The organism is Bythopirellula goksoeyrii, assembly GCF_008065115.1.
GTDB lineage: Bacteria > Planctomycetota > Planctomycetia > Pirellulales > Lacipirellulaceae > Bythopirellula > Bythopirellula goksoeyrii.
In genome coordinates this window covers 4,104,189-4,124,717 of record NZ_CP042913.1, presented here as the reverse complement: position 1 = coordinate 4,124,717, position 20,529 = coordinate 4,104,189, and the positions used below count along the sequence as shown (strand labels likewise).

The window sequence follows — 20,529 nt, the reverse complement described above, 5'->3', positions numbered from 1 at the left end:
GATTACCGCTGAATCTGCTCGCTAACCCGATATTACAGGGTGATCTAACCATCATCTAAGGAGACGTACATGACCGATACTTCCAACCTTCCGTTAGACGGAATTCGCGTTATAGATTTCACACAGGCTGAGCAGGGCCCCGTTGGCACTCTACAGCTCGCTGATTTCGGTGCCGATGTGATCAAAATCGAGCGCCCGGGCGTGGGTGATCTGAGTCGGCATACGGTTGGCGGGACTTCTATAGAGGCGACGAACAATCCAACCTATGTAGCCATGAATCGCAACAAGCGTTCGATGGAACTTGATACGAGAACTGAAGAAGGAAAGAAGGTTATTTATGAACTCGTCAAAGTGTCAGATGTGGTCGTAAACAATTTTCGCCCCGGCGTAATGGATAAAATGGGCTTCAGTTATGAGAAGCTCAAGGAGATTAATCCACGCATTATTTTTGCGTCCGCAACTGGCTACGGACCTGAAGGACCAAATGTCAAAAAACCTGGGCAGGACATGGTGGCCCAAGCTGTAACGGGCTTTATGTATGAGACCGCGGACCCTTCAATTCCACAATCGATAGTTCCAACAGCTATCTGCGATTATACCGGCGGAATGCATCTCTGTCAGGGCATTATGGCCGCGTTGATTGGACGGGAAAAAACCGGTGCCGGTCGAAAAGTAGATGTGTGTCTTTATGATTCGATGATTCATACGCAACTGCAGGAAGCGGCCTACTGGAGCAAATACAAACAAGTGCTGAACTGGGCGGCAATGCCACTCGCTATTCACTCCGAGGCCAAGGATGGACCAATTGTGGTGATTGGAGCGTTCATGCCCAACCCGCTGAAGGCCATGTGCGCTGCATTCGAAATAGATGATCTTACCATACCCTATCCGGATATGGCTTCTCAGATCAAAAACAAGGCGCTTATACAGGACACACTGCGCAAGGAAATTGCCAAATACACCATGGACGAAGCTTTGGCACGTCTTGAAGGGCAGGATGTACTTTGTTCCAAGGTCCGGAAATTAAGCGAAGTAATGGAAGACCCACAAACAAAGATCAACAATATGATACTAGATATAGATCACCCGATTCTTGGTAAAATTACGACTATCGGTTGCCCCGTTCATATCAGTGACGCCCCTTGTACTACAAGGATAATGGCGCCACAGCTCGGTGAACACACCGAAGAGATCCTTAGCGAACTTGGTTTGGCCGCAGATGGCAGTAAGAGCGCCGAATGAGTGCGCTGTTTGACATAAGTCACGGCGTAGCACTCGGGTCACGATTGATCGCTCAACGAGGGTGAATGCAATTGATACCTCCAGCCGCAGACGCGGCTGGAGGAAATCCGAGACGGGCTTAAGCCAGCAGAAAAACAAACAATTAGCCAAACAATAAAGAAAGACGGAAAGACATGAGCACTAGCTACAAAACAATCAATACATATGAAAAAGATGATATTTTCTATCTGGAAGTAAACAGGCCTGACAAGCTGAATGCACTAAATAAAACGGTGTTGGATGAAATGTTGGATGCGATAAAAAGTATCGATGTTTCAAAATACAAAGGCGCTATTCTGACAAGTGTTGGAGAAAAGGCTTTTATGGCAGGTGCAGATATAGCTGCGATGTCTGAAATGACTCCGGAAGAAACACAAGTCTTTGCTGAAACAGGACAGGCCGTCACCTTGGCCATGGAAGACTTGGCCCTGCCTCTTATTGCCTGTGTTCAAGGCTTTGCACTCGGCGGTGGATGTGAAATGGCAATGTCTTGCGATTTCATTTATGCTTCGAAGCAAGCAGTTTTTGGACAGCCTGAGGTTAAATGGGGTGTGTTACCTGCTTTTGGTGGAACCCAAAGACTTCCAAAATACATTGGTCGAAACCGGGCAAAAGAGCTTATCTATTCGGGCACTTTTATAGATGTTGATAAAGCCTATGAGTGGGGATTGGTGAATAAAGTATCAGATGATAAAGCAAGCTGCCTGGAAGCAGCAGTTGAGTGTTTAAAGGTTATAGGAAGAAATGGTCCACTTGCCGTTGCAAGTGCAAAGCAGGTCATGAATGCTGGAAATGACATGTCAAATAAAGATGGTATCCACCAGGAAGCGTCAGTCTTTGGAGTAGTTGCTAATTCTAATGACAAGGCGGAAGGGACCAAAGCATTTGTAGAGAAAAGACACCCAGTGTTCACAAGAAGCTAGAACGATCAGCGTGTAGCTCACATACGACTTATATCTACTAGAGGAAGAAAAAAATGAGTGACCAAAAAGTACGCGTGGAGATCGATGGCGGCGTAGCAACCGTGTTCCTGGTTAACCCGCCGATGAACGTGATGACACTGGACATGCGACGAGAGTTGGACGAGGCCCTGACCAGCCTGGAGGCTGACCCAGCGATAGGGTCGATTGTACTCACAGGCGACGGTGACCGCGCTTTCGGTACTGGCTCCGACATCAAGGAATTTCCTGGACTTCTGGCGGACGGTACCGTCGTGTCTACCAAGCTCGGTCCTGAGAACGAAACATTCACCAAATTCGCCAATTTCACGAAACCCACAGTCGTGGCCATTGAAGGCTATGTGCTAGGCGGCGGCATGGAACTCGCAGCCGGCGCCGACATCATCGTAGTCGCCGAAAATTCAAAATTTGGCGTACCCGAAATAAACCTTGGCGCCATACCCGGCAGTGGAGGCTCAGTGCGTATAACACGGCGTATCGGTTTTGGCCGCGCCAGTGAGTTGTTTTTGCTGGGCGATATGATCGATGCACAGCAAGCGCTCGCGTGGGGCTACGCCAATCACATTAAGCCTAAGGGCGAGGTGCTCGCACACGCGCAAGTAATTGCTGCAAGGCTTGCAAGCGCTCCGAAGCAGGCCATTTGTGCCGCCAAGCAGGCGTTGCGGTATGGCATCTACTTGCCCGAGGAGCAGGCAATCGCGAAGCTGCTTGACGTGCTCGATGTGCTACAGCGTACACAGGACCTCCGCGAGGGAGCCGACGCCTTCATGAATAAGCGCCCACCGAATTTTAGCGACCCGCTGGACACCTCAAAATTCGTGGGCTGCATTTTTCCAAAATAAACTCGCCAGTCCCGCCTGGTTGACGAATATGGACCTCGCAAGCATCGCTATCCTGTTGCTCGCTACCATTGGGCCGACTCGCGCTGCGATCGTTTTCGTGGGGATGACGAAGTCCGCCGATGCCGAGCTGAAGCGAAAGATCGCCCTCAGAACGGTGCTCGTTTCCGCCATCGTCTGCTGCATCTTTGTCGTGCTGGGATCCGTCATTCTTGGCGCGTTGAAGATTTCTATTCCCGCACTATTGATCGCCGGTGGACTCATTCTGTTTTCGGAAGATTGGAATAATCAAGCAACGCGGTATTGGCTACGTCAATTTGAAAGCCGCTCTAGTAGCCGCGTCGGTCTGTTTCACCGCCAGCAGATAGCCAGATCGCTTCGAGACTTCGGTTGCATCAACCGACCGCTCGGACGGTTTTTCCCATGGCGCAGCGGTGTCAAATCTCGAAGTACACCTCTGCGAGTTGGCGTCGAGCGTAACTCCAGTCGGGTGGTCCAACTTCAGCAGCTTGAGCGTTGGCCGAACTGCACGAGGAGTCCCCGCCAAAAAGAGACCGGTGCCGAACGTCACGCATCACCGGGTTGCCGCCAGCGATGCTCAATTTCAGAAAACGGCACCAGCGGCAACTCAGGTGCATGCGATTGTTATGCCCCGATTTTTGGTGCACAACATAGATCGGGGCGACCATGCCATTCATGAACAATATCTCGCATTAACAAAGCGCAGTCAAATTCAACCGAACCATTTGGGAAGCGTGATTCGTCCTCGAAATAGCTGGATTGGATCTTGTCGACGTTTAAGGATGCGACGTGCCAGTTTTCGCATTGCAATTCAAGACCATCGAATTTGCCATTAGTGCTGGTATCTGAATACCCAAGCGAGCCCAATTCAAAAAAGCTGGAGGCGGATTCGAGGGAGTCGAAAACTGATGATTCCGATATCGCGGGGACGACCGTGCCAGAAACATGAACCTTGGCACCGCCATCATCGCTTGCCATCGTGACGGAATAGTGATCACCAATTTCTTCTACAGTGAACTTTGCGTGATGATGAATTCCGGGAAAGATCCTGCCACCGGCCAACGAATTGAGCATTGAATTGGTATCTCGGCGAGGAATGTAGACACCATTCATCGTTTGACCGTTTGCTTCCCATTCGACAGCAATTCTGTGCGCAGCGTTCTCCGACCCGATACCCCAAGGAATTGGAAACATTTTTGGCCGAACCCGTTTCAGGCGAATAAGGCAGATGCCGCCGATCGCGTAACCATCGACCAATTGTGGCCGGAATGGCGAAGGTAACGCGGCCGCCATGCACTCGGGATCGATGCGATAGTTCGCGAGAATACGTCGATCAATCACACCGCTAATTGCTGGTAAACGCATTGGAGTTGAGGGGCATAACGTCCGGGTTCACCGGGCCGCGGCGAACTCGCTAAACATTGAAACCCGCGCGACCCGCGGCTCCGTGTGCAACCCTTTGTTATCTCGCGATCGTCGTGCTTCAGCGGCTTATTCAATGGTTCCACTCGAATCAACCGCAAAGCTCTCCCGCTCGTCGTCCCAGATTCCCATGTAGCCCTTGTGTTTGAACGAATCGTCGTAGGCCTCCATGGAATCTATCGATGATTTGATGATCGCATTGTGGGAATTGTAAACGATTAGCCTCAAACCGGAATCATCAACAGTAATTGAATCGGGCAATTCTCCGAAAACCCATTGCATTTTGTTGTGCGGATCATCAACGAATCTCGTTGCGTAACCATAGCGAAACTCGAATTTTGTGGCGATGTACGATTCTCCGTTTGGTTTATTCCCGATGTATTTCGGGGCAGGGAAAACGAACCAATAGAGAAAGACCGGCGCCGTCACCAAGATAAACAGTGCCAATGCACATGAACGAAGGCAAGATTTCGACGCTTTGCGAGTTGGGATCTGATCGGGTTCGTTCGTTTTTGTGCTAATCGTGTTGTCTAAGCTAAGCGAGATAACGTAAAAGGCTCAGTTGCCGGCCGCCCGCGGGAGCAGGCGTCAAACCGACCACACCATTCTACTCGCGGGCGTCGCCGGTCAACTGCAGCCGGTGGTTAGGGGCCGCCGCGGTCGTTCTTGCCCTTGTTGTATATCCAGAGGATCAGCAATCCGAGCAGTCCACCGATCAAGAACAGAAGTATTGCTCCGCCAATATCTATGTGGGCGCTGCCGCCTAGCAGTAGAGCGATCACTGCAAAACCAGCGAAGGCAAGCAAGCAGCCACAACCACCTTTTGTAAATGCACTTGCCTTTTCACCCATCCGGTAGAGGCCCCTAACGTTTGCATCACATGCGCGCGGAGCGCGACTTGTGCATGCACTGGTTAGATGTCTTCTCCATGGTGGCTCAGCATGGAAAAGGCCGCTCCGAGCGCAGTACCACTCCCGAGACCAATTGCAATACCGACACCGATGTTGTCGAGCGCAAGACCGAGTGCAACTCCAACTGCTGCACCCAGGGCAACACCCATGCTTACGACGTGAGGCTTCAGGCCACCGCTCTCGCACCGAGAGGTCCTGGTTCTTTTAGGCATCATGAATCCTCCTCAATCTAACGTAAAAGGCTCAGTTGCCGGCCGCCCGCGGGAGCAGGCGTCCAACCGACCACAACATTCTACTCGCGGGCGCTGCCGGTCAACTGCAGCCGGTGGTTAGGCGACTGTTTGCCTCAGCGGTGAACTGGTCTAAAAGGTCCCATTGCCGAATCCCGCAGCGGGGGCAGGTTTCGTATCGGTGATACCACGTCTCCGAAGACGAGCCGATTGCGACCTGGAACCAATAGATACAGTGCTTACAAGCCGCTGCAGGGAGCATGCTTTTGACTTCTTCTTTAGTGCGGATGGCATGTGTGCCGTACCAGCTCATTTCTGAAGTCGCCTAACTTGGTTATAGGAAGTTTCTGCCTATCACCTGTAGACCGCAAATGTGCGGCCTAACGCGCAGGCAGTGGTTTGTTGTAAATTCTATTGTAGCAGTGGCTTGCTTCGATGGCGCCCCTGGTTTTGCGTGATAGGCCGCCCCTGTCTAGCGCTCATCGAGTCCGGTGGCGCAGCCCGTCGGCGGGGCTCCGGACGCCGCGTCCGCCGCGATTCAGGACGTGCGTGTAGATCATTGTCGTCCGCACGTCCTTATGCCCAAGAAGTTCTTGAACCGTGCGTATGTCGTACCCGTCCGTCAGCAGGTGTGTGGCGAACGAGTGGCGGAACGTGTGGCTCGTGACTCGTTTCGTCAGCCCAGCTTGTCGAACAGCCTGCTTGATGGCCTTTTGGACGAGTGACTCGTGAACGTGATGTCTTCCTTGGTCGCCGGTTTTCGCATTGCTCCAGCGATGCGATTGAGGAAACACGTACTGCCAAACCCATTCGCGGTTGGCATTAGGGTACTTGCGGGCCAGCGCGTGAGGAAGCTCCACGCGGCCGAAGCCGTCGGCCACGTCTTGCTGGTGAATTGACTTGACTTGCTCCAGGTGTTCCTGCAAAGGATGCGCGATAGCCCGCGGCATCGTCGTTACGCGGTCCTTGTCTCCCTTTCCCTCGCGAACGGTGATCTCACCACGCTCGAAGTCCAAGTCCTTGACTCGCAGTCGGAGTGCTTCGAGCAGTCGCAGCCCACCCCCGTAGAGTAGCATCGCGATCAACCACTTCTCGCCCGCCAGATGCGTCATCACGCGCGAGACTTCATCGACCGTCAGAACGACGGGCAACCGCTTGGGGCGACGGGCGCGAACGACGCCTTCGATTCGGTCGAGCGGTTGCCGCAGAACATGCTCGTAGAGAAAGAGTATCGCCGAGAGCGCCTGATTCTGCGTTGACGCAGCGACGTGCTCATTGACGGCCAGGTGTGTTAGAAAACGGTTGACCTCGTCTTCGGCAAGTTCGCGTGGGTGGCGCCAACTGTGAAAGTCGATGTATCTGCGAACCCAGTGGACGTAGGCTTGCTCCGTGCGGCGACTATAGTGCCGGACACGGAGTACCTCGACCATGTAATCATAGAGCCGGGGCGCTGGCTTGTCGGCGAACAAACCCAAAGGTGTGCGGCGATGCTGCGACGAGTTGGTCACGGCAAGTTTCCATCAGGTACTCGGATAGCACCCAATAGTAGAGCCGCGGGACACTGCGAAATCAAACAATGGCGGTCGATACGAGCAAATGGGCAGAACACGAGGTGGTTGAGACCGATGCGACAGGGGACGTTTGCTTCGTGCTGGCGGTTGCATCATCTTCGTTGAGATCGAGTCTCACGGAACTCGCAGAGGTGTCAGATCTCGGACAAGACCGCTGCGCCGTAGCTGGCGGGCTAAGAAGCCGAAGATGGTCCAACTCATCGTTCCACACAAGTCTCGCATGCACTGCTATACCAGCGTCTCGTGATAGTATTGCTATCGACCTTGCCCAGATCAGCTTGGCTGCGAATGATTCTTTGGCTTGTCATTTTCGAGGGACTGTGTTGAGAAGCACGTTACTTTTCTTTGCTTCTTTCATGGAGGTCCCCGATGTCCGTTTCGCTACGAGACGAAGTTCGCGGTGCCAAGCTTGGCGACCATCGGTTGACCATACGGCTGGGCAAGGTCATTGAATCGCTCGGCGCGAAGCCCAACATGAGCGTCCCCGCCGCCACCCATGGTCGAGCGGAAATGGAAGCCGCTTATCGTTTCTTCGACAATGACAAGGTCTCGCCCGAAAGAATCCTCAAGCCGCATATCGAGGCCACACGGGAAAGAGTTTCTCAAGCCGAGGTTGCCTTGTTAGTCCAGGATACGACAGATCTCGACTTGACCCGACCGAAGCAGCAAGTCCGCGGGGCTGGCCCTCTGGAATACCATACTCGTCTTGGCGCTTTCTTTCACCCGTTGGTTGCCTTTAATGAACACGGCTTGCCCCTCGGCATCGCCTGGCAGAAATGTTGGACTCGTAGCAAGATCAAGAAAATGACCACGAACGAAAAGGGGCGCTGGGTACGAAAGACACCCATCGAAGAAAAAGAAACTTATAGGTGGATCGAAGGCCTGCGGGCAGCGCGCGAAGTTGCCGACACCTGTCCCCAGACGATTTGTGTCTGCATTGCCGACAGTGAAGCGGACGTTTATGAACTGTACTGCGAACCACGAACAACTTCAAGTGGCGAGGTGCACTTATTAGTGCGTGCCTGCAAGAAGCGGATTACGGTGGACACGGAGGTGACGTGGCTAGAAGCGGCTCGCGCTACAAAGTGTCTGTATCAATGTAGCGTGAACGTCAGTGGTCGCACCACGAAACGGCCCACGAATAAGCGCAAACGTCACGAATCACGCGAGGCACGCCTTGCGGAACTAGAAGTCCGAGCCACCACCGTGACGGTGCGTCCTCCGTATCGAGCAGGTCGCAATCGCAAACTGTCCGACGTCACGTTAAACCTCGTCCTCGCCGAAGAATCCAATCCCCCAAATGGCGTTGCACCGATCCAATGGTTGCTCGCGACAACACTTCCGATCGAAGAGGTCCAGCAAGTGCGGCAAATCATTGCTTACTACTGCATTCGTTGGCAAATTGAAATCTATTTTCGAACGCTGAAGAGCGGCTGTCGGATAGAAGATCGTCAGTTGGAGACACTAGAGCGAATCCTCAATTGTTTGGCAGTCTACGCCATTATCGCTTGGAAGGTGATGTATCTATCGCGACTGGGAAGCGAGTGTCCAGAACTAAGTTGTGAGCTGATCTTCGAACCGAGCGAGTGGAAGTCGGTGTGGATGACGATTCGCAAAGCGAATCCGCCATCTACCCCACCGCCATTGAATGAGATGATCCGCATGATTGCTTCGCTAGGAGGCTACGTCATCCGACAATCGACACGCCCGGGTACGCAAACACTATGGTTCGGGCTGCAGCGAGTTTACGACCTGTCCACCGCCTGGCAGACATTCGGACCGGACTAGTTCTCTTTTTTTTGACGATGACTTATGTGGAACGATGAGATGGTCCAACCTCGGCAGCTTCGCCATCGGCTTAGATCGAGTCCTCGCGAAAAACAATTTCACTCAGATTCGCGACTACGTTCGTCCTTCGGCAGAATGGGGCAAATACTTTGCCGGCCAATTCCTCGACGTCGATTCGGTCTTCCGTCGCGATCGTATAATCCGGAGCAGGCGGCTTTTGGTAGATGACGTCCACTCCGGGAAACCCTTCAATCTGCCCGTTATCAGCGGCGACGTAGCGGCCGGTGGTGTCACGGGCGCGACACGCGGCAACTGAAGCGTCGAGGTGGACATGGACCACGTGATGGCTTCCAACGATCTCGACGAATTTCTGTCGCATGGCCTCTTCGGGCGCGCAGAACGCAGCGATGCAGAACTGTCCAGAATCGTTTAGCAGCTTGGCCACTTCCGCGCCGCGACGGAGGTTCTCGGATCGTTCTTCGGTCGAGAAGCCGAGGCCCTTGCTGATTCCCTGCCGCATCGCCTCGCCGTCGATAAACATACCGATGGCGCCAAGATCGAAAAGCCGTTGCTCCAGTTGCTTGGCGATGGTTGTCTTCCCTGACGCTGGCAGCCCGGTCAGCAGGACGGTGAAGGGTTCGTGCCCGTACCTTTGCGACCGAAGCTCGGGAGCAACCTGGCTCTTGATTTTGCGAGCGGGCAGAAAGCTCGCTGGTCCTTCGCCTGACTCGCCCGACATGTCGTGTTCGAGGAACATCCCCGCGGCAAGCGTCTCGTGGGTAATACGATCCACGAGAATGAAGGCGCCGGTCTTGCGATTCCTGTCGTACGCGTCGTAGACGACCGGCTCGTGGAAACTCATCGAGCAGCGGCCGATCGCGTTGAGGCCGAGCTTCTGGGCATGCGTGCGGTGAAGCGAGTTGACATCGATCTCGTACCGGAGCGACTCGACCTCACAAATCGCTCGGCCTGCCACGTTCTTAAACCAGAGGGGACGGCCAAGCTGCAGCGGCTGTTCCGACATCCACACGAGCATTGCCTCGCCGCTGCGTGAGACGTGCGGTTGATTGCCGGGGCGGCAGATCATGTCTCCGCGGGTGACATCGATCTCGTCTTCAAGCGTAAGCGTGACCGACTTCGGTGCGGTCGCCTCTTCTAGCGGACCGTCCATAGTAACGATGCTACGGACCCGCGAGCGTTTGCCCGAAGGCAGGGCAACGATCTCTTCGCCCGCACGGATACCTCCTGAGGCGATCGTACCGCTGAACCCCCGAAAGGTCTCGTCCGGGCGATTGACCCACTGCACCGGAAAGCGGAAGTCGCGCAGATTTCGGTCCGACCCGGTGTAGACGGTTTCGAGTTGATGCAGAAGCGACCCGTCCGCGTGCCACAGCATCTTAGCACTCGGCTCGGCGACGTTCTCCCCGTGCCGCGCCGAGAGCGGCACAAAGCGCAGGTCCGTGATTTCGAGCTTCGCCGCAAAGCGTTTGAATTCTTGGCAAATGGTCTCGAACGTCCCCTCGTCGTAGTCAACAAGGTCCATCTTGTTCACCGCCAGGACAACGTGCTTGATCCCGAGGAGCGAGACGATGAACGCGTGCCTCTTAGTTTGCGTCAGCACCCCCTTGGTGGCGTCGACAAGGAGGATGGCGAGGTCGACGTTTGACGCGCCGGTGGCCATATTACGGGTGAATTGCTCGTGACCGGGCGTGTCGGCGATGATGAATTTGCGCTTCTTGGTTGCGAAGTACCGGTAGGCGACGTCGATGGTGATCCCCTGCTGCTGCTCGTCTTCGAGCCCGTCTAGCAGGAGGGCTGTATCGATTTCACCGCCGTTCGTGCCGTGCTTTTCCGATTCCACCTGAAGCGAGACCAACTGGTCGCTGTACACCGCTCCCGCATCGAGCATCAGCCGACCGATCAGTGTGCTTTTGCCATCGTCGACGCTCCCGCATGCGATGAAGCGCAAGAGGCCCTTCTCGACTGGTTTGACGGCTAGATCGTTCCTTGTGGTGGGGGTTGTAATCGATGTCATGCGGATTTTCTTTTTCTCAAGAGCGTGAGATGCGACCCAGTCCTTCAATGTGTCACCGAGTCTTGCCTACTCACAGGAATGGTGTTTAGAAATAGCCTTCTCGTTTCTTGCGTTCCATCGCGCACGCCTCATCACGATCGATCGCACGCCCCTGACGCTCCGAGTTTCGCGTCTCGACCAATTCCTGAACGACCTGTTCGATCGTCGACGCCTCGGACTCGATTGCCCCAGTAACCGGGTAGCATCCAAGGGTTCGGAAGCGGACCGACCGGACTTCGGGCCGTTCACCATCTTCCAATCGCATCCGCTCGTCGTCGACAACAATCAGGTCGCCGCCACGCTTAACGACCGGTCGGGGTTTGGCGAGGTAGAGGTCAGGAAGCGGAACTTGCTCCCTCGCGATGTACTGCCAGACGTCCAACTCGGTCCAGTTTGAGAGAGGAAAGACACGCAGACATTCGCCTGTTCGGCGCCATGTGTTGTAGATGTTCCACAATTCCGGGCGTTGGTTGCGCGGGTCCCAGCGGTGGCTTCGATCGCGGAATGAGAAAACCCGTTCCTTCGCTCGCGAGCGTTCTTCGTCACGCCGGCCGCCGCCAATGGCCGCGTCAAAACCATTCTCAGTGAGAGCCTCTTTCAAGGGCTGGGTGCGCATCACTTCGGTGTAGGCGTTGCTACCGTAATCGAACGGATTCACACCAGTCTGCCGTCCTTCCTCGCTGATCTTAACGATCACACGCAAGCCAAGCGCTTGGCGTGCGTAACGCTCTCGGAAGTCCGTCATTTCACGGAACTCCCATGTCGAGTCGATGTGCAGTAGCGGGATCGGCGGCTTGCCGGGAAAAAACGCCTTACGCATCAAGTGCAAGATGACCGAAGAGTCTTTGCCGATCGAGTATAGCAAGACCGGGTTCTCAAACGCGGCGGCAACCTCACGCAGGATGTGGATCGCCTCGGATTCCAGCACGTCAAGGTGGGGCGTCGTTGCTGAAGCCACGCCACGCGCTCGGGTGCTTTCCTTGGGGTCGATTGGCTGTGTGACCACTGTGCAGTCTCCTGACGAATTAAAGTGTAGTTAGCCTATTAGCGACCGAAAAGAACCATCCCGCGGATCGTAGAACGCGAACACCCCGCTTTCGGCGCGGTAGAACAAGCAGTGCAAAGCAAGAGAGCCAGTCATCAGACTGCCGCTTATCTCAGGGACGTTGATCATAGCCTGGACCTGCTGCGAGAAGTGCTCTGCGGCCAGACACCGCTTCCTCTCAGCCACGCGGACCGACGCGAGTATTTCATTCTCGCCTTCGCCCGCGGTGATCTGGCCTGACAGCATTGGTTCGCTTACCGATACAGCCGCTGCGGAGTTACCGACCAAAACCAGGGAAGTCATCGGAAGTTCTTCGATCGACCAAAGAACAGCGTCTTTGAGCGTGTCTTCTCCGCCACTCCACAGATATTGGGGCGTCGGGATGATTGCGGCAGACTCTTTCTTAAGGGCCTCGCGAAGCTGTCGGAGCATCACGGGGTCGTCGTCTGCGAATACGACCCAAGAAAGTTGGCGATCCGCCTGTTGGCTTACCTTCTTAAGATCTTGTATGTGCCGGTTGCACTCTAGGGGTTTGCTTACTGTGATCATTTCTGACTCTCCGTTTCGTGATTGAGGAAAATCTTGTTTTCTCTTGGTTTGTGACACGAAAGCTAATAAACAAGAGATGGGATCGGGGCCTCGGAGACCCTTGGCTCTTCGATCTGGACGCCATTTAGTGCTAGATCCAAATCGATCGCCTGCCACGTCTTCTGAGGAGTGAACCGATAGAACTTTCCGCCGTCGAGCGCGACCAAGTGAATCCACCCGTTCGCGGCAAGCTGTTCGACCCCGCTATATAGGCTGAGGATTCTGGCGATCTGAGCGCGGGGGGCGGCGACCACCGACAACAGCCGCACAGGGTCGTGTTGGTAGCGGTCGCTGTCGCGGATCGATTCCCACGGCAGGCCCGTCGTGAGGTCCCCCCCGTTACCCGAGAAGGCGCCGAAGCGGCCTACGACGTTATGAATCGTCTTGCTCCCGCTACCGAAGTGGCGGGGGTCGACCGTCGATGCGTAGTACTGGAGGTTGATCCAACTCCCTACGACCATCGGAGCGGTCAGGATCCCTTCGAGCACCTTTCCTTCGGGGTCGTTACGATGGTCGTAGCTGTGCAGGAATGCCCGCCCGCCTAGGTCGATCGACTCGGTCAGTCTACGCGGCGCAACGATGAACGCCGCATTGCCGGTGAGCCCCCATTCGGGCCGCACCTCGGACCAGTCGAGGGCGCGCCTGAAGGGATCGCTCGCCTTGTTGGTTGAAAGCAGTGGGAGCCGCTCAAGTCTTGTTTGATTGGCTGCTGTTTTGGCCGCCGCGCGAAGTTGCTCAAAGTCCTCCCGATGAGACGACGGAATCAGGTCAAGATCGAAGAAGCTAATCTCGTCCGTAGTCGTGTTGTGCAAGCAGGCAAGAAAGTGAACGTTGGCGGAGATTTCAATTCCCTTCGCGAGCAGCCGGAAGCGAACCTCGGAGCTGTTGAGCAACTGGGCGGCCAGCCGCGCATTCGGCTCGCCGGAATGGCCTCCGCAAGCGCCACAATCGAGCCCCGCTGCGAGTGGGTTATTCTCGGTCTGGCTCCCGTGACCGCAGAAGACGACGAGGCGAGCGAAGTCCTTTAGCAGCCCCATTCCGGTAAGAATCGACAATGCTAAGTCGGCCTGCCGATCAAGATTCAGTCCCTGCGTATCGAGAGCCGCCAGATCGGGTCCCAACCGGTTGCGTTGCTCCTTAGCGACGCCGTCGCACCGCGGATCAAGCGAACCAGCCCGAATGGAAACGACCCGCCGGAGCAGCTTTAGCCCGAAGAACATGCCAGTGGCTTCGACGAAAGCGAAGGCGCTTGCCGATGCGGTTTGGAATCGCTTCCACGCTTTCCGCAGGCTTCGCACAAAGCCCCGCCGAACGGCGACGCCCTCTTGCTGATCGGCGGCTTCTGCTCGGACGCGTTCGACGACCTTGAACTGAGGCGGAACGAGCACCGGCAGTTGATTAGTTGCGGTCGATTCACCGAGTCGCTCGTAGGCGAACGGAATCCCGAAGAAGCCGGCGAAGCCGATCGTTTCGATCAGTTTGTTGGCCGACTCAAAGTGGCGACGAATCCGCTCGGAACGCACGTCGATGCAGAAGGCCACTTGGGCGAGTTTTTGTGGTTTGGAATCGAGACTGTCGGAATACCCATCGGCGTCGTCAGCATGCCGCGCCGCTGCAGACGGAGCCAATAGTTGGCGGAGGACGTGGTTGCGGTATCCGAGTTCGTTGGCTCGCAGCAAGGCGTATCGCACGAGCCCGCGATCCGCTGGGCACTGCTGAGCGGCCGCAGCCTCCTCGGCGCACAGCACTTGCGATTCGAGAACCCCCAAAACGTTCATTGAGAAGTTAAACTGTTTTGCCAGCGCGACATCGTAGGAGAGACGAATAGCTAGCAGCCCGATCAGGTCGTCGCCTTGCCCGTCGCCCACACGCGCCTCGCCCCCCTCGACCCAGGACGCCTGATATTGAGTCCATGCGCTCCAGCCGGGCAACTCGTACGCTAAGCAAAGCAGGTAGGCCCGCCAGAGTTCGGAGGGAACACGGGAGGCTTGCAACAACCGAGCGACGGCAGCCGCTGGCTCGTTCGGCAAACTCTTGGCAAGAATGCGTACTCCACGAAGCCCCATAACCTCCAATCGCCGGTCGTGCCGCATCGCCGATCGCCACGCGGAGTACAGAGGCTGAGCTTGCCAGGGGCTTGGCCAAAAAGCCTGTCCCCGGTCGTAATGAGCGGCGCAGTGCTTACCAATCTCTTCGTGAATCTTGGCGGTCCAGGACACGCACGCGGATTCGTCGTAAGCGGCAGAAATTGACTGAAGGCGAGATGGCTTTGGCGAGGGCTCGGTTGCTTCGGCATCGCATCCTACAGGCGACGGCTCCGAAAGCAGTTGCTCAAGACCTCTACCGGTCAGCAACTCGGCGCCATCGACTCCGGCATCGACCAATTCGTCGATCGCCGAGTAGATGTCAGCTCGGCCGAACTGCCCCTCTTTGAACCGCTGAGAGTAGTACGCGACCGGCATCAAGAGTTCGCAATCGGAGAAGCTTTGCAGGTGCTTGCGTGCTTTGATGAAACTTGTGGCTGTCAGGCCAAGGTAGGGATTGACAGCGACGTAGTCGGCGAGCGGCCAGACCGGCGCGACGGTTTGAGCCACGACGTAGCATGCCTCAGCGGCCAGTCGGGCGAGGTCACTTGTTTCACTAATTGGCGAGATCGGTCCGATGACCTCGTCCTGAGTTTCAGTAATCATGTTTATGTCCGATAGGGGTTGGAGGTGGCTTGGGTCTGGGGACTTACTTGCGAAGCGCGAGGAGGCCGGAGAGACGGTCGATGGCGGCGTCGGCGTAGAAACCGTTCAGGGCGTGGACGTAGAGGTATTCTTGCACTCTGCGAGCTGCCGGCGTCCGCAGCATGACCTGCAAGGCGGCGAGCCCCACAAAAGCGGCCACAACGAGCCATCCTGCGAAGACAGCTGTGGCGTTGCCTGGCGGGTGGGCTACGTAGCTTCCGACGAGACCGTCGATCGCCACATAGCCACCGATATAGAGCGCTGCGACGCCGCAGGCGGCCGTCACCGCTATGCCGCGAACCTCTCGACCTAGAATGGCCAAAGATTCCCACACTCCGATCGACAGCGCCAGGCAGAACACTGTGGCAAGAGCGTACCCACCAGGTTTGGCGGAGAGGTCGAAGCCTATCAGCCAGGCGATCGCTCCACAACCAATGAGCACTGACGCCGCGACGATGGGCAATTTGGCGAGGTTTGCTCTAGGAGACGCTTTGAGTGGTTTATCGAATCGAGTGGCTTGCTCTTCCTTGAGTACGTTGCCGCTGTTAAGGAAGGCGTAGGCCTTGTACAGCGAGTGGGCGACCAGGTGGAGCATCGCCGCCGAAAAGGCGCCCAGCCCACACTGCAGCATCATGAATCCCATCTGGGCGACCGTTGAGTAGGCAAGCGCCTTCTTCACGCTCGACTGGGTCATCATTACTATCCCCCCGTAAACGGCGGTCGTTGTCCCGACGATGGCAAGCAGTTCAAGGGAAGCCGGCGCGTGGACGACGAGCGGGCTCAGCCGAATGATCAGGTAGCCGCCGGCATTCACCACACCGGCGTGCATCAACGCCGAGACCGGCGTGGGAGTCTCCAGAGTCTCGGGGAGCCAACTGTGCAGAGGAAACTGGGCCGACTTGGTGATCCCGCCGAACACGATCAAACTGCCGATCCACCCTAGAGCGTTCGCTCGATCGGATGAAAGGTCTTGGACCGGCCCGATCGCGGCAAATATTTGTGAGAGATCGAAGGTCGAAAATTCAATGAAAACGAGCACCAGGGCTGCGACCAGGAAGACATCGCCCGCACGGCTGATGGCGAACTTCGTCCACGCGGCCCGCTGGGCGCCTGACCGCGATGAGAAGTGTAGGAGCAAGTGGTGTAGTGAAAGGCTGGTGGCGATCCAGGCGCCGACAAGCATCAACAAGTTACCTGACAGCACCAGCAGTGAGACGCTGCCGATCGTCGCGGCGACCCAGCGGAAGTAGTTGCCTTGGCCCGGGTCGCCGTCGAGGTAGCGAATCGAGTATCGGCAGACAACGAGCCCTACGAAACTGACCAGCACAAGAGTTAGGCTCGAAACACCGTCCAAGTAAGCTCCGCACGCCAGGGGGCCCACCGGCGGCCATCTCAGTTCGGCGATCGGATCGATGCCACCCAGCAGGCGGCCAAGAAGCGCGGCCGATGCAGTTCCAAACAGCCACCCGACCAGAAGCGTAACGGTAGACCGGACCGCCACCGGGTGGCGGTTGCAGGCAGGGGCGGACGCCGCACAGAAGGAAAACAGGGCAAAAGTCGAGGAAATCAGAATCAGGAGTACGAAGTTCGTCATGGGAATGCCGGCCGGAGGTTTCGGGGAAGCGGAGATAAAATGCGAAATATAATACCGGAATTTTATTTCGTCAATTGGGCTTCTGGTGTTTACCCCATTTTTTCTTTAAAATGATTTAAACTGATGAGGAGACAGCGTTGACTGCCGGCGTCGGTAGTTGTCGCCGCCGAACTGCCGCAAGCCGATTCCATTACTTTTTTGAAGTTCTGAGCTAACTAGATGCCAAAGAAGAATGCGACTAGCCGACCGCCCAAGGCGAGGAAGCAACCCAAGGATCGGGCGGGATCGACCGATCAATCGCTGCCGCCGCTTGCGGCTCCGCCGACTAAGGCTGGACCAGAGCCCCGCCACCGCTGGACGTTCCTGACCAACCACTCTCACGTTCTTATCCTGCTCCACGCCGAGCCGGACCTCGTGGTGCGAGAGATTGCCGCGCGGGTGGAGATCACCGAGCGGGCGATCCAGCAAATCATCGCCGACCTTGAAGTAGAGGGGTTCATCGAACGTGAGAAGATCGGGCGTCGCAACCACTACCGAGTGAAGTCCGATCATTACTTGCGCCACCCAATCGAGGCCCACTGCAAGATTGCCGACCTGCTCTCACTCATCGTCGACCATCCCAACGCTAAGCAGAACGCTTGGCTTTAATCCGCAACAGACCCCAAGAGAGGCGAGAAGGAAAAACGCCCTGGATGTCAAGCAATCACAGCAAGATTGCTTTGGTGATCTTGACCTCTGCGAGTTCATGCGATGCATCCGCAGCTGAGGGTGCATCACCCGGCGCGGACAAGCACTTCTGCAAAGTGTGAGCGGTATGTTTTGGCCAGTGACACCTCTGAGGATATGCAGGGTCGCAGGCAGTCGGGGTTACACAGCGAGCGCAACCAAGGATACAATCGGTGCGAAGACGGCGCCGGATGGGGAGAACGGAGCCGCCTTTCGCCATGACTCTCTCCTGTACCTGGCCCCGTCGCGCTGATTCGAGAAATCCACATGAGCAACGCTTCCTACAAAACACTCTCCGCATTGCCCTGGTTGACCGTCCACGCGGTTCGCTTTTGCCAGTTGGCCGGCCTAGCCCTCGCCATGACCGTAAGCTCGGTCGAAGCGGGTGAGGGCGACTGGGATCAATGGCGTGGCCCACAGCGGGATGGCGCCTGGCAGGGTAACCTGCCGGAAACGCTCGATGAGCTGGCCCTGGCGTGGGAGAAGAGCCTTGGGCCTTCTTACAGTGGGCCCGTGACCAACGGGCAAGCCGTTTTCACAACTGAGACCGTCGATGAGTCACTCGAGAGGGTGACTGCGTTCAACATGGAGACTGGGGCGGTGCTCTGGGAGTCGGAGTGGGACGGGGCGATCGTCGTCCCCCCCTATGCGGCAGAAAATGGCTCGTGTATCAAGTCGACGCCCGCCCTCGGGAGTGGCTCCCTGGTCGTCCTCGGGATGCGGGACGAGCTGGTGTGCCTCGACCAGACTTCTGGTGAGCAGCGATGGAAGGTAGACCTAGCGGACCGGTTCGCAGCGCGGAGACAGACGTTTGGCGGGGTTTGCTCACCGTTGATCGACGGCGACGCGGTCTACGTCATGGGCGGCGGCGGGACAGTCAAGCTTGCCATCGACGACGGATCGACGGTCTGGAGGACCCTAGCCGACGAGGGCGAGGACGATGACGCCCTCAGCAGCCCAATCATCGCTTCTATTGCGGGGATAAGGCAGTTGGTCGTGCAGACCCGGACCCGGCTGTGCGGGGTCGAACTCGAAAAAGGAAGCGTTTTGTGGCAGGTACCTATCCAGGCATATCGCAACATGAACATTCTCACCCCAACCGTGATCGGCGACCGGGTCTTCATGGCGGCTCACACCGGGAGGTCGCAATGTTTCGCGGTTACGTTCGCGGAAGGGTCGTGGACGGTCGAAGAGGTCTGGAATCAGAAAACCCAGGGGTACATGTCGTCGCCGGTTGCTGACGCACAAACGATCTATCTCCATTCGAAAGCTGAGCGACTGACCGCTTTGGACGTCGAGACCGGAGCGATCCGATGGACCAGCAAGCCGGTCGGCAAATACCAAAGCCTCGTTCGGAACCGGCACGCGATTCTCGGGCTCAGCTCTCGCGGCGAGCTGCTGCTCGTGAAGGCCGATCCTCAAAATCTTGTCATTCAATCCACGCGCCAAGTCGCTGACGACTCGTGGGGCTACCTGGGGGTTTTTGATGGCGGCCTGTTAGTTCGCGACCTCACTTCGCTGAAGGTTTTCCGTTATTGAGCGGGGTCGGTGGAATTGTCTACGCCTTGCTCAACAGTTGTACCTGGAAGACAACCTCCGCGAGAAACTCAGTCATCTGCTGAACCGTTCTGCTGATTGGGGGCTCGCTCACCCAAGTGCCTCAGGGGACGGTTGCTAAGTTCAGACGTGAAACAGACCGACTTCAACTAGGTTTAACTTGAACTCACTGAGGATGCATCAGCCGCGGCGGTTTAGGACTTTAGCAAACTGCTGGAGGTGTCTCGCGTCAGCAGACGCCTCAGCGAGTTCGGGTCAGTGAAAGGCGCAGTCAAAGCGATAGCGCCTGGCCACGTTTGGCGGCCTGCGAGCGACTGCTATCGTGACCCAGAACGAACCGCCATGTTGTGCAGTCGGCGTGAAAACCGCTGACGATAACTGCCTGTCGCCAAGTCCGGCGGATTTATCGACCGCCGCTACTTACGCCGCCCCTAAACTTGCGGCGGTTGGGAACATCGCTGTTAGTTGGAGAGCTGCACTAGCTGCATAACGTCCGCGATAACCGAGTCGCGGGAGTTGATTTTCCATTGTCAAGGCGCCCGGCTACCGCGACTTCGGTTGATCGCTTTGTTATGTTGCGGGATCTTTGAGCTGGCGGCGCACGCGTCGAGTCCAACACATATGGGAACCGACAACGAAAAGAGCGGCGAAAACAATCACTAGTGAAGTGTACACGTAATGTCGAAATACGTATGCATAGATTTCATAAGGATCTTCTCCAAGGCTCCCCAAGTTGATGATCACACCAATCACCGTGGCTATGAAAAGTTGAGCCATCGCAATCCAACGGAGTATTTTTTTAGCACTGCATCGAACTGCCAAGAGCGTTCCGACAACGAATCCTGCGGTGATGCTGCCAAAGTAGATTATTTCAGCAGTTGACGCCAATTCAACGGAAAACGCGTCTGGCGCGTAAGCTCCGATGAGCATTCCCGTCATGGAATGTCCGACGATAATCGCCCATTGCATTACAGGCGTCCGGGAAAAAGTCATCAAACAAGCAACATAACAAGTAATGGGTGGGGATTTCCTTCTTATAACGCAATCATACATATTCTTCTTTTTCGCTGCAAAGCTATGCTGCGATTTAGCCGAAGACGCGAGGGGGCTGAGCAACTAGGAACGAATATTGCACATTCTAATCTCGTGAACTTAAAGAGGCCGAAAACCCGGAGCCGGGTGGCTTGCGGCCGC

Annotated in this window: 18 protein-coding genes; 7 read left to right on the top strand and 11 right to left on the bottom strand. The window is 56.1% G+C overall.

The features are described from left to right. Nucleotides 1–69 precede the first annotated feature (69 nt). The 4 genes from Pr1d_RS16370 (at nucleotide 70) to Pr1d_RS16355 (ending at nucleotide 3,779) form a co-directional block, all read left to right on the top strand. Entirely contained in the window at nucleotides 70–1,242 is a 1,173-nt protein-coding gene (locus tag Pr1d_RS16370) for a CaiB/BaiF CoA transferase family protein (RefSeq protein ID WP_148074530.1), read from the top strand. A 173-nt stretch (nucleotides 1,243–1,415) separates the two neighbouring features. After that, nucleotides 1,416–2,204 (top strand): enoyl-CoA hydratase/isomerase family protein, encoded by a 789-nt coding sequence (locus Pr1d_RS16365; RefSeq protein ID WP_148074529.1) that lies wholly within the window; start codon nucleotides 1,416–1,418, stop codon nucleotides 2,202–2,204. A gap of 53 nt (nucleotides 2,205–2,257) precedes the next feature. After that, a complete protein-coding gene (locus Pr1d_RS16360; RefSeq protein ID WP_148074528.1) occupies nucleotides 2,258–3,082 on the top strand; it encodes an enoyl-CoA hydratase/isomerase family protein in 825 nt (274 codons plus the stop codon). Between the two features lie 28 nt (nucleotides 3,083–3,110). Beyond that, nucleotides 3,111–3,779: a MarC family protein gene (locus Pr1d_RS16355; protein WP_148074527.1), complete on the top strand. Its 669-nt coding sequence runs from the start codon at nucleotides 3,111–3,113 to the stop codon at nucleotides 3,777–3,779. Here the strand turns inward: Pr1d_RS16355 and Pr1d_RS16350 are convergent. From Pr1d_RS16350 to Pr1d_RS16330, 5 genes are all read right to left on the bottom strand, one after another. Then, nucleotides 3,725–4,441 carry a DUF2071 domain-containing protein gene (locus Pr1d_RS16350; RefSeq protein WP_238476522.1) on the bottom strand — a complete coding sequence of 239 codons (717 nt, stop codon included), beginning with the start codon at nucleotides 4,439–4,441 and terminating at the stop codon, nucleotides 3,725–3,727. The genes Pr1d_RS16355 and Pr1d_RS16350 overlap by 55 nt on opposite strands. A 150-nt stretch (nucleotides 4,442–4,591) precedes the next feature. After that, entirely contained in the window at nucleotides 4,592–4,969 is a 378-nt protein-coding gene (locus Pr1d_RS16345) for a hypothetical protein (RefSeq protein WP_148073079.1), read from the bottom strand. Nucleotides 4,970–5,166: 197 nt separating this feature from the next. Then, nucleotides 5,167–5,373, bottom strand: a complete 207-nt coding sequence (locus Pr1d_RS16340; protein ID WP_148073078.1) for a hypothetical protein — start codon at nucleotides 5,371–5,373, stop codon at nucleotides 5,167–5,169. A gap of 62 nt (nucleotides 5,374–5,435) precedes the next feature. Further along, nucleotides 5,436–5,648, bottom strand: coding sequence for a hypothetical protein (locus Pr1d_RS16335; protein WP_148073077.1), 213 nt, complete (start codon nucleotides 5,646–5,648; stop codon nucleotides 5,436–5,438). A 494-nt stretch (nucleotides 5,649–6,142) separates the two neighbouring features. Next, nucleotides 6,143–7,171 (bottom strand): integron integrase, encoded by a 1,029-nt coding sequence (locus tag Pr1d_RS16330; RefSeq protein ID WP_449240576.1) that lies wholly within the window; start codon nucleotides 7,169–7,171, stop codon nucleotides 6,143–6,145. A 432-nt stretch (nucleotides 7,172–7,603) separates the two neighbouring features. Here Pr1d_RS16330 and Pr1d_RS16325 point away from each other — a divergent pair, with 432 nt between their 5' ends. After that, nucleotides 7,604–9,022, top strand: coding sequence for an IS4 family transposase (locus tag Pr1d_RS16325; RefSeq protein ID WP_148074404.1), 1,419 nt, complete (start codon nucleotides 7,604–7,606; stop codon nucleotides 9,020–9,022). 70 nt (nucleotides 9,023–9,092) lie between these two features. Here Pr1d_RS16325 and cysN read toward each other — a convergent pair whose 3' ends face one another. The 5 genes from cysN to Pr1d_RS16300 all read right to left on the bottom strand — a co-directional run bounded on the left by cysN (nucleotide 9,093) and on the right by Pr1d_RS16300 (nucleotide 17,052). Further along, nucleotides 9,093–11,057: a sulfate adenylyltransferase subunit CysN gene (gene cysN / locus Pr1d_RS16320; RefSeq protein ID WP_148074526.1), complete on the bottom strand. Its 1,965-nt coding sequence runs from the start codon at nucleotides 11,055–11,057 to the stop codon at nucleotides 9,093–9,095. A gap of 85 nt (nucleotides 11,058–11,142) precedes the next feature. Beyond that, nucleotides 11,143–12,102, bottom strand: a complete 960-nt coding sequence (cysD, locus tag Pr1d_RS16315; RefSeq protein ID WP_238476521.1) for a sulfate adenylyltransferase subunit CysD — start codon at nucleotides 12,100–12,102, stop codon at nucleotides 11,143–11,145. Nucleotides 12,103–12,132: 30 nt separating this feature from the next. Beyond that, nucleotides 12,133–12,690 carry a hypothetical protein gene (locus Pr1d_RS16310; protein ID WP_148074525.1) on the bottom strand — a complete coding sequence of 186 codons (558 nt, stop codon included), beginning with the start codon at nucleotides 12,688–12,690 and terminating at the stop codon, nucleotides 12,133–12,135. 62 nt (nucleotides 12,691–12,752) lie between these two features. After that, nucleotides 12,753–15,419, bottom strand: a complete 2,667-nt coding sequence (locus Pr1d_RS16305) for a YbcC family protein (protein WP_148074524.1) — start codon at nucleotides 15,417–15,419, stop codon at nucleotides 12,753–12,755. A gap of 43 nt (nucleotides 15,420–15,462) precedes the next feature. Next, a complete protein-coding gene (locus tag Pr1d_RS16300; protein ID WP_148074523.1) occupies nucleotides 15,463–17,052 on the bottom strand; it encodes a proton-conducting transporter transmembrane domain-containing protein in 1,590 nt (529 codons plus the stop codon). A 219-nt stretch (nucleotides 17,053–17,271) separates the two neighbouring features. Between Pr1d_RS16300 and Pr1d_RS16295 the strand changes: the two genes are divergently transcribed. After that, nucleotides 17,272–17,700: a helix-turn-helix transcriptional regulator gene (locus tag Pr1d_RS16295; protein ID WP_148074522.1), complete on the top strand. Its 429-nt coding sequence runs from the start codon at nucleotides 17,272–17,274 to the stop codon at nucleotides 17,698–17,700. Between the two features lie 345 nt (nucleotides 17,701–18,045). Next, nucleotides 18,046–19,317: a PQQ-binding-like beta-propeller repeat protein gene (locus tag Pr1d_RS16290; protein ID WP_148074521.1), complete on the top strand. Its 1,272-nt coding sequence runs from the start codon at nucleotides 18,046–18,048 to the stop codon at nucleotides 19,315–19,317. 588 nt (nucleotides 19,318–19,905) lie between these two features. Here Pr1d_RS16290 and Pr1d_RS16285 read toward each other — a convergent pair. Continuing rightward, nucleotides 19,906–20,304, bottom strand: coding sequence for a hypothetical protein (locus Pr1d_RS16285; protein ID WP_148074520.1), 399 nt, complete (start codon nucleotides 20,302–20,304; stop codon nucleotides 19,906–19,908). Between the last annotated feature and the right edge of the window lie 225 nt (nucleotides 20,305–20,529).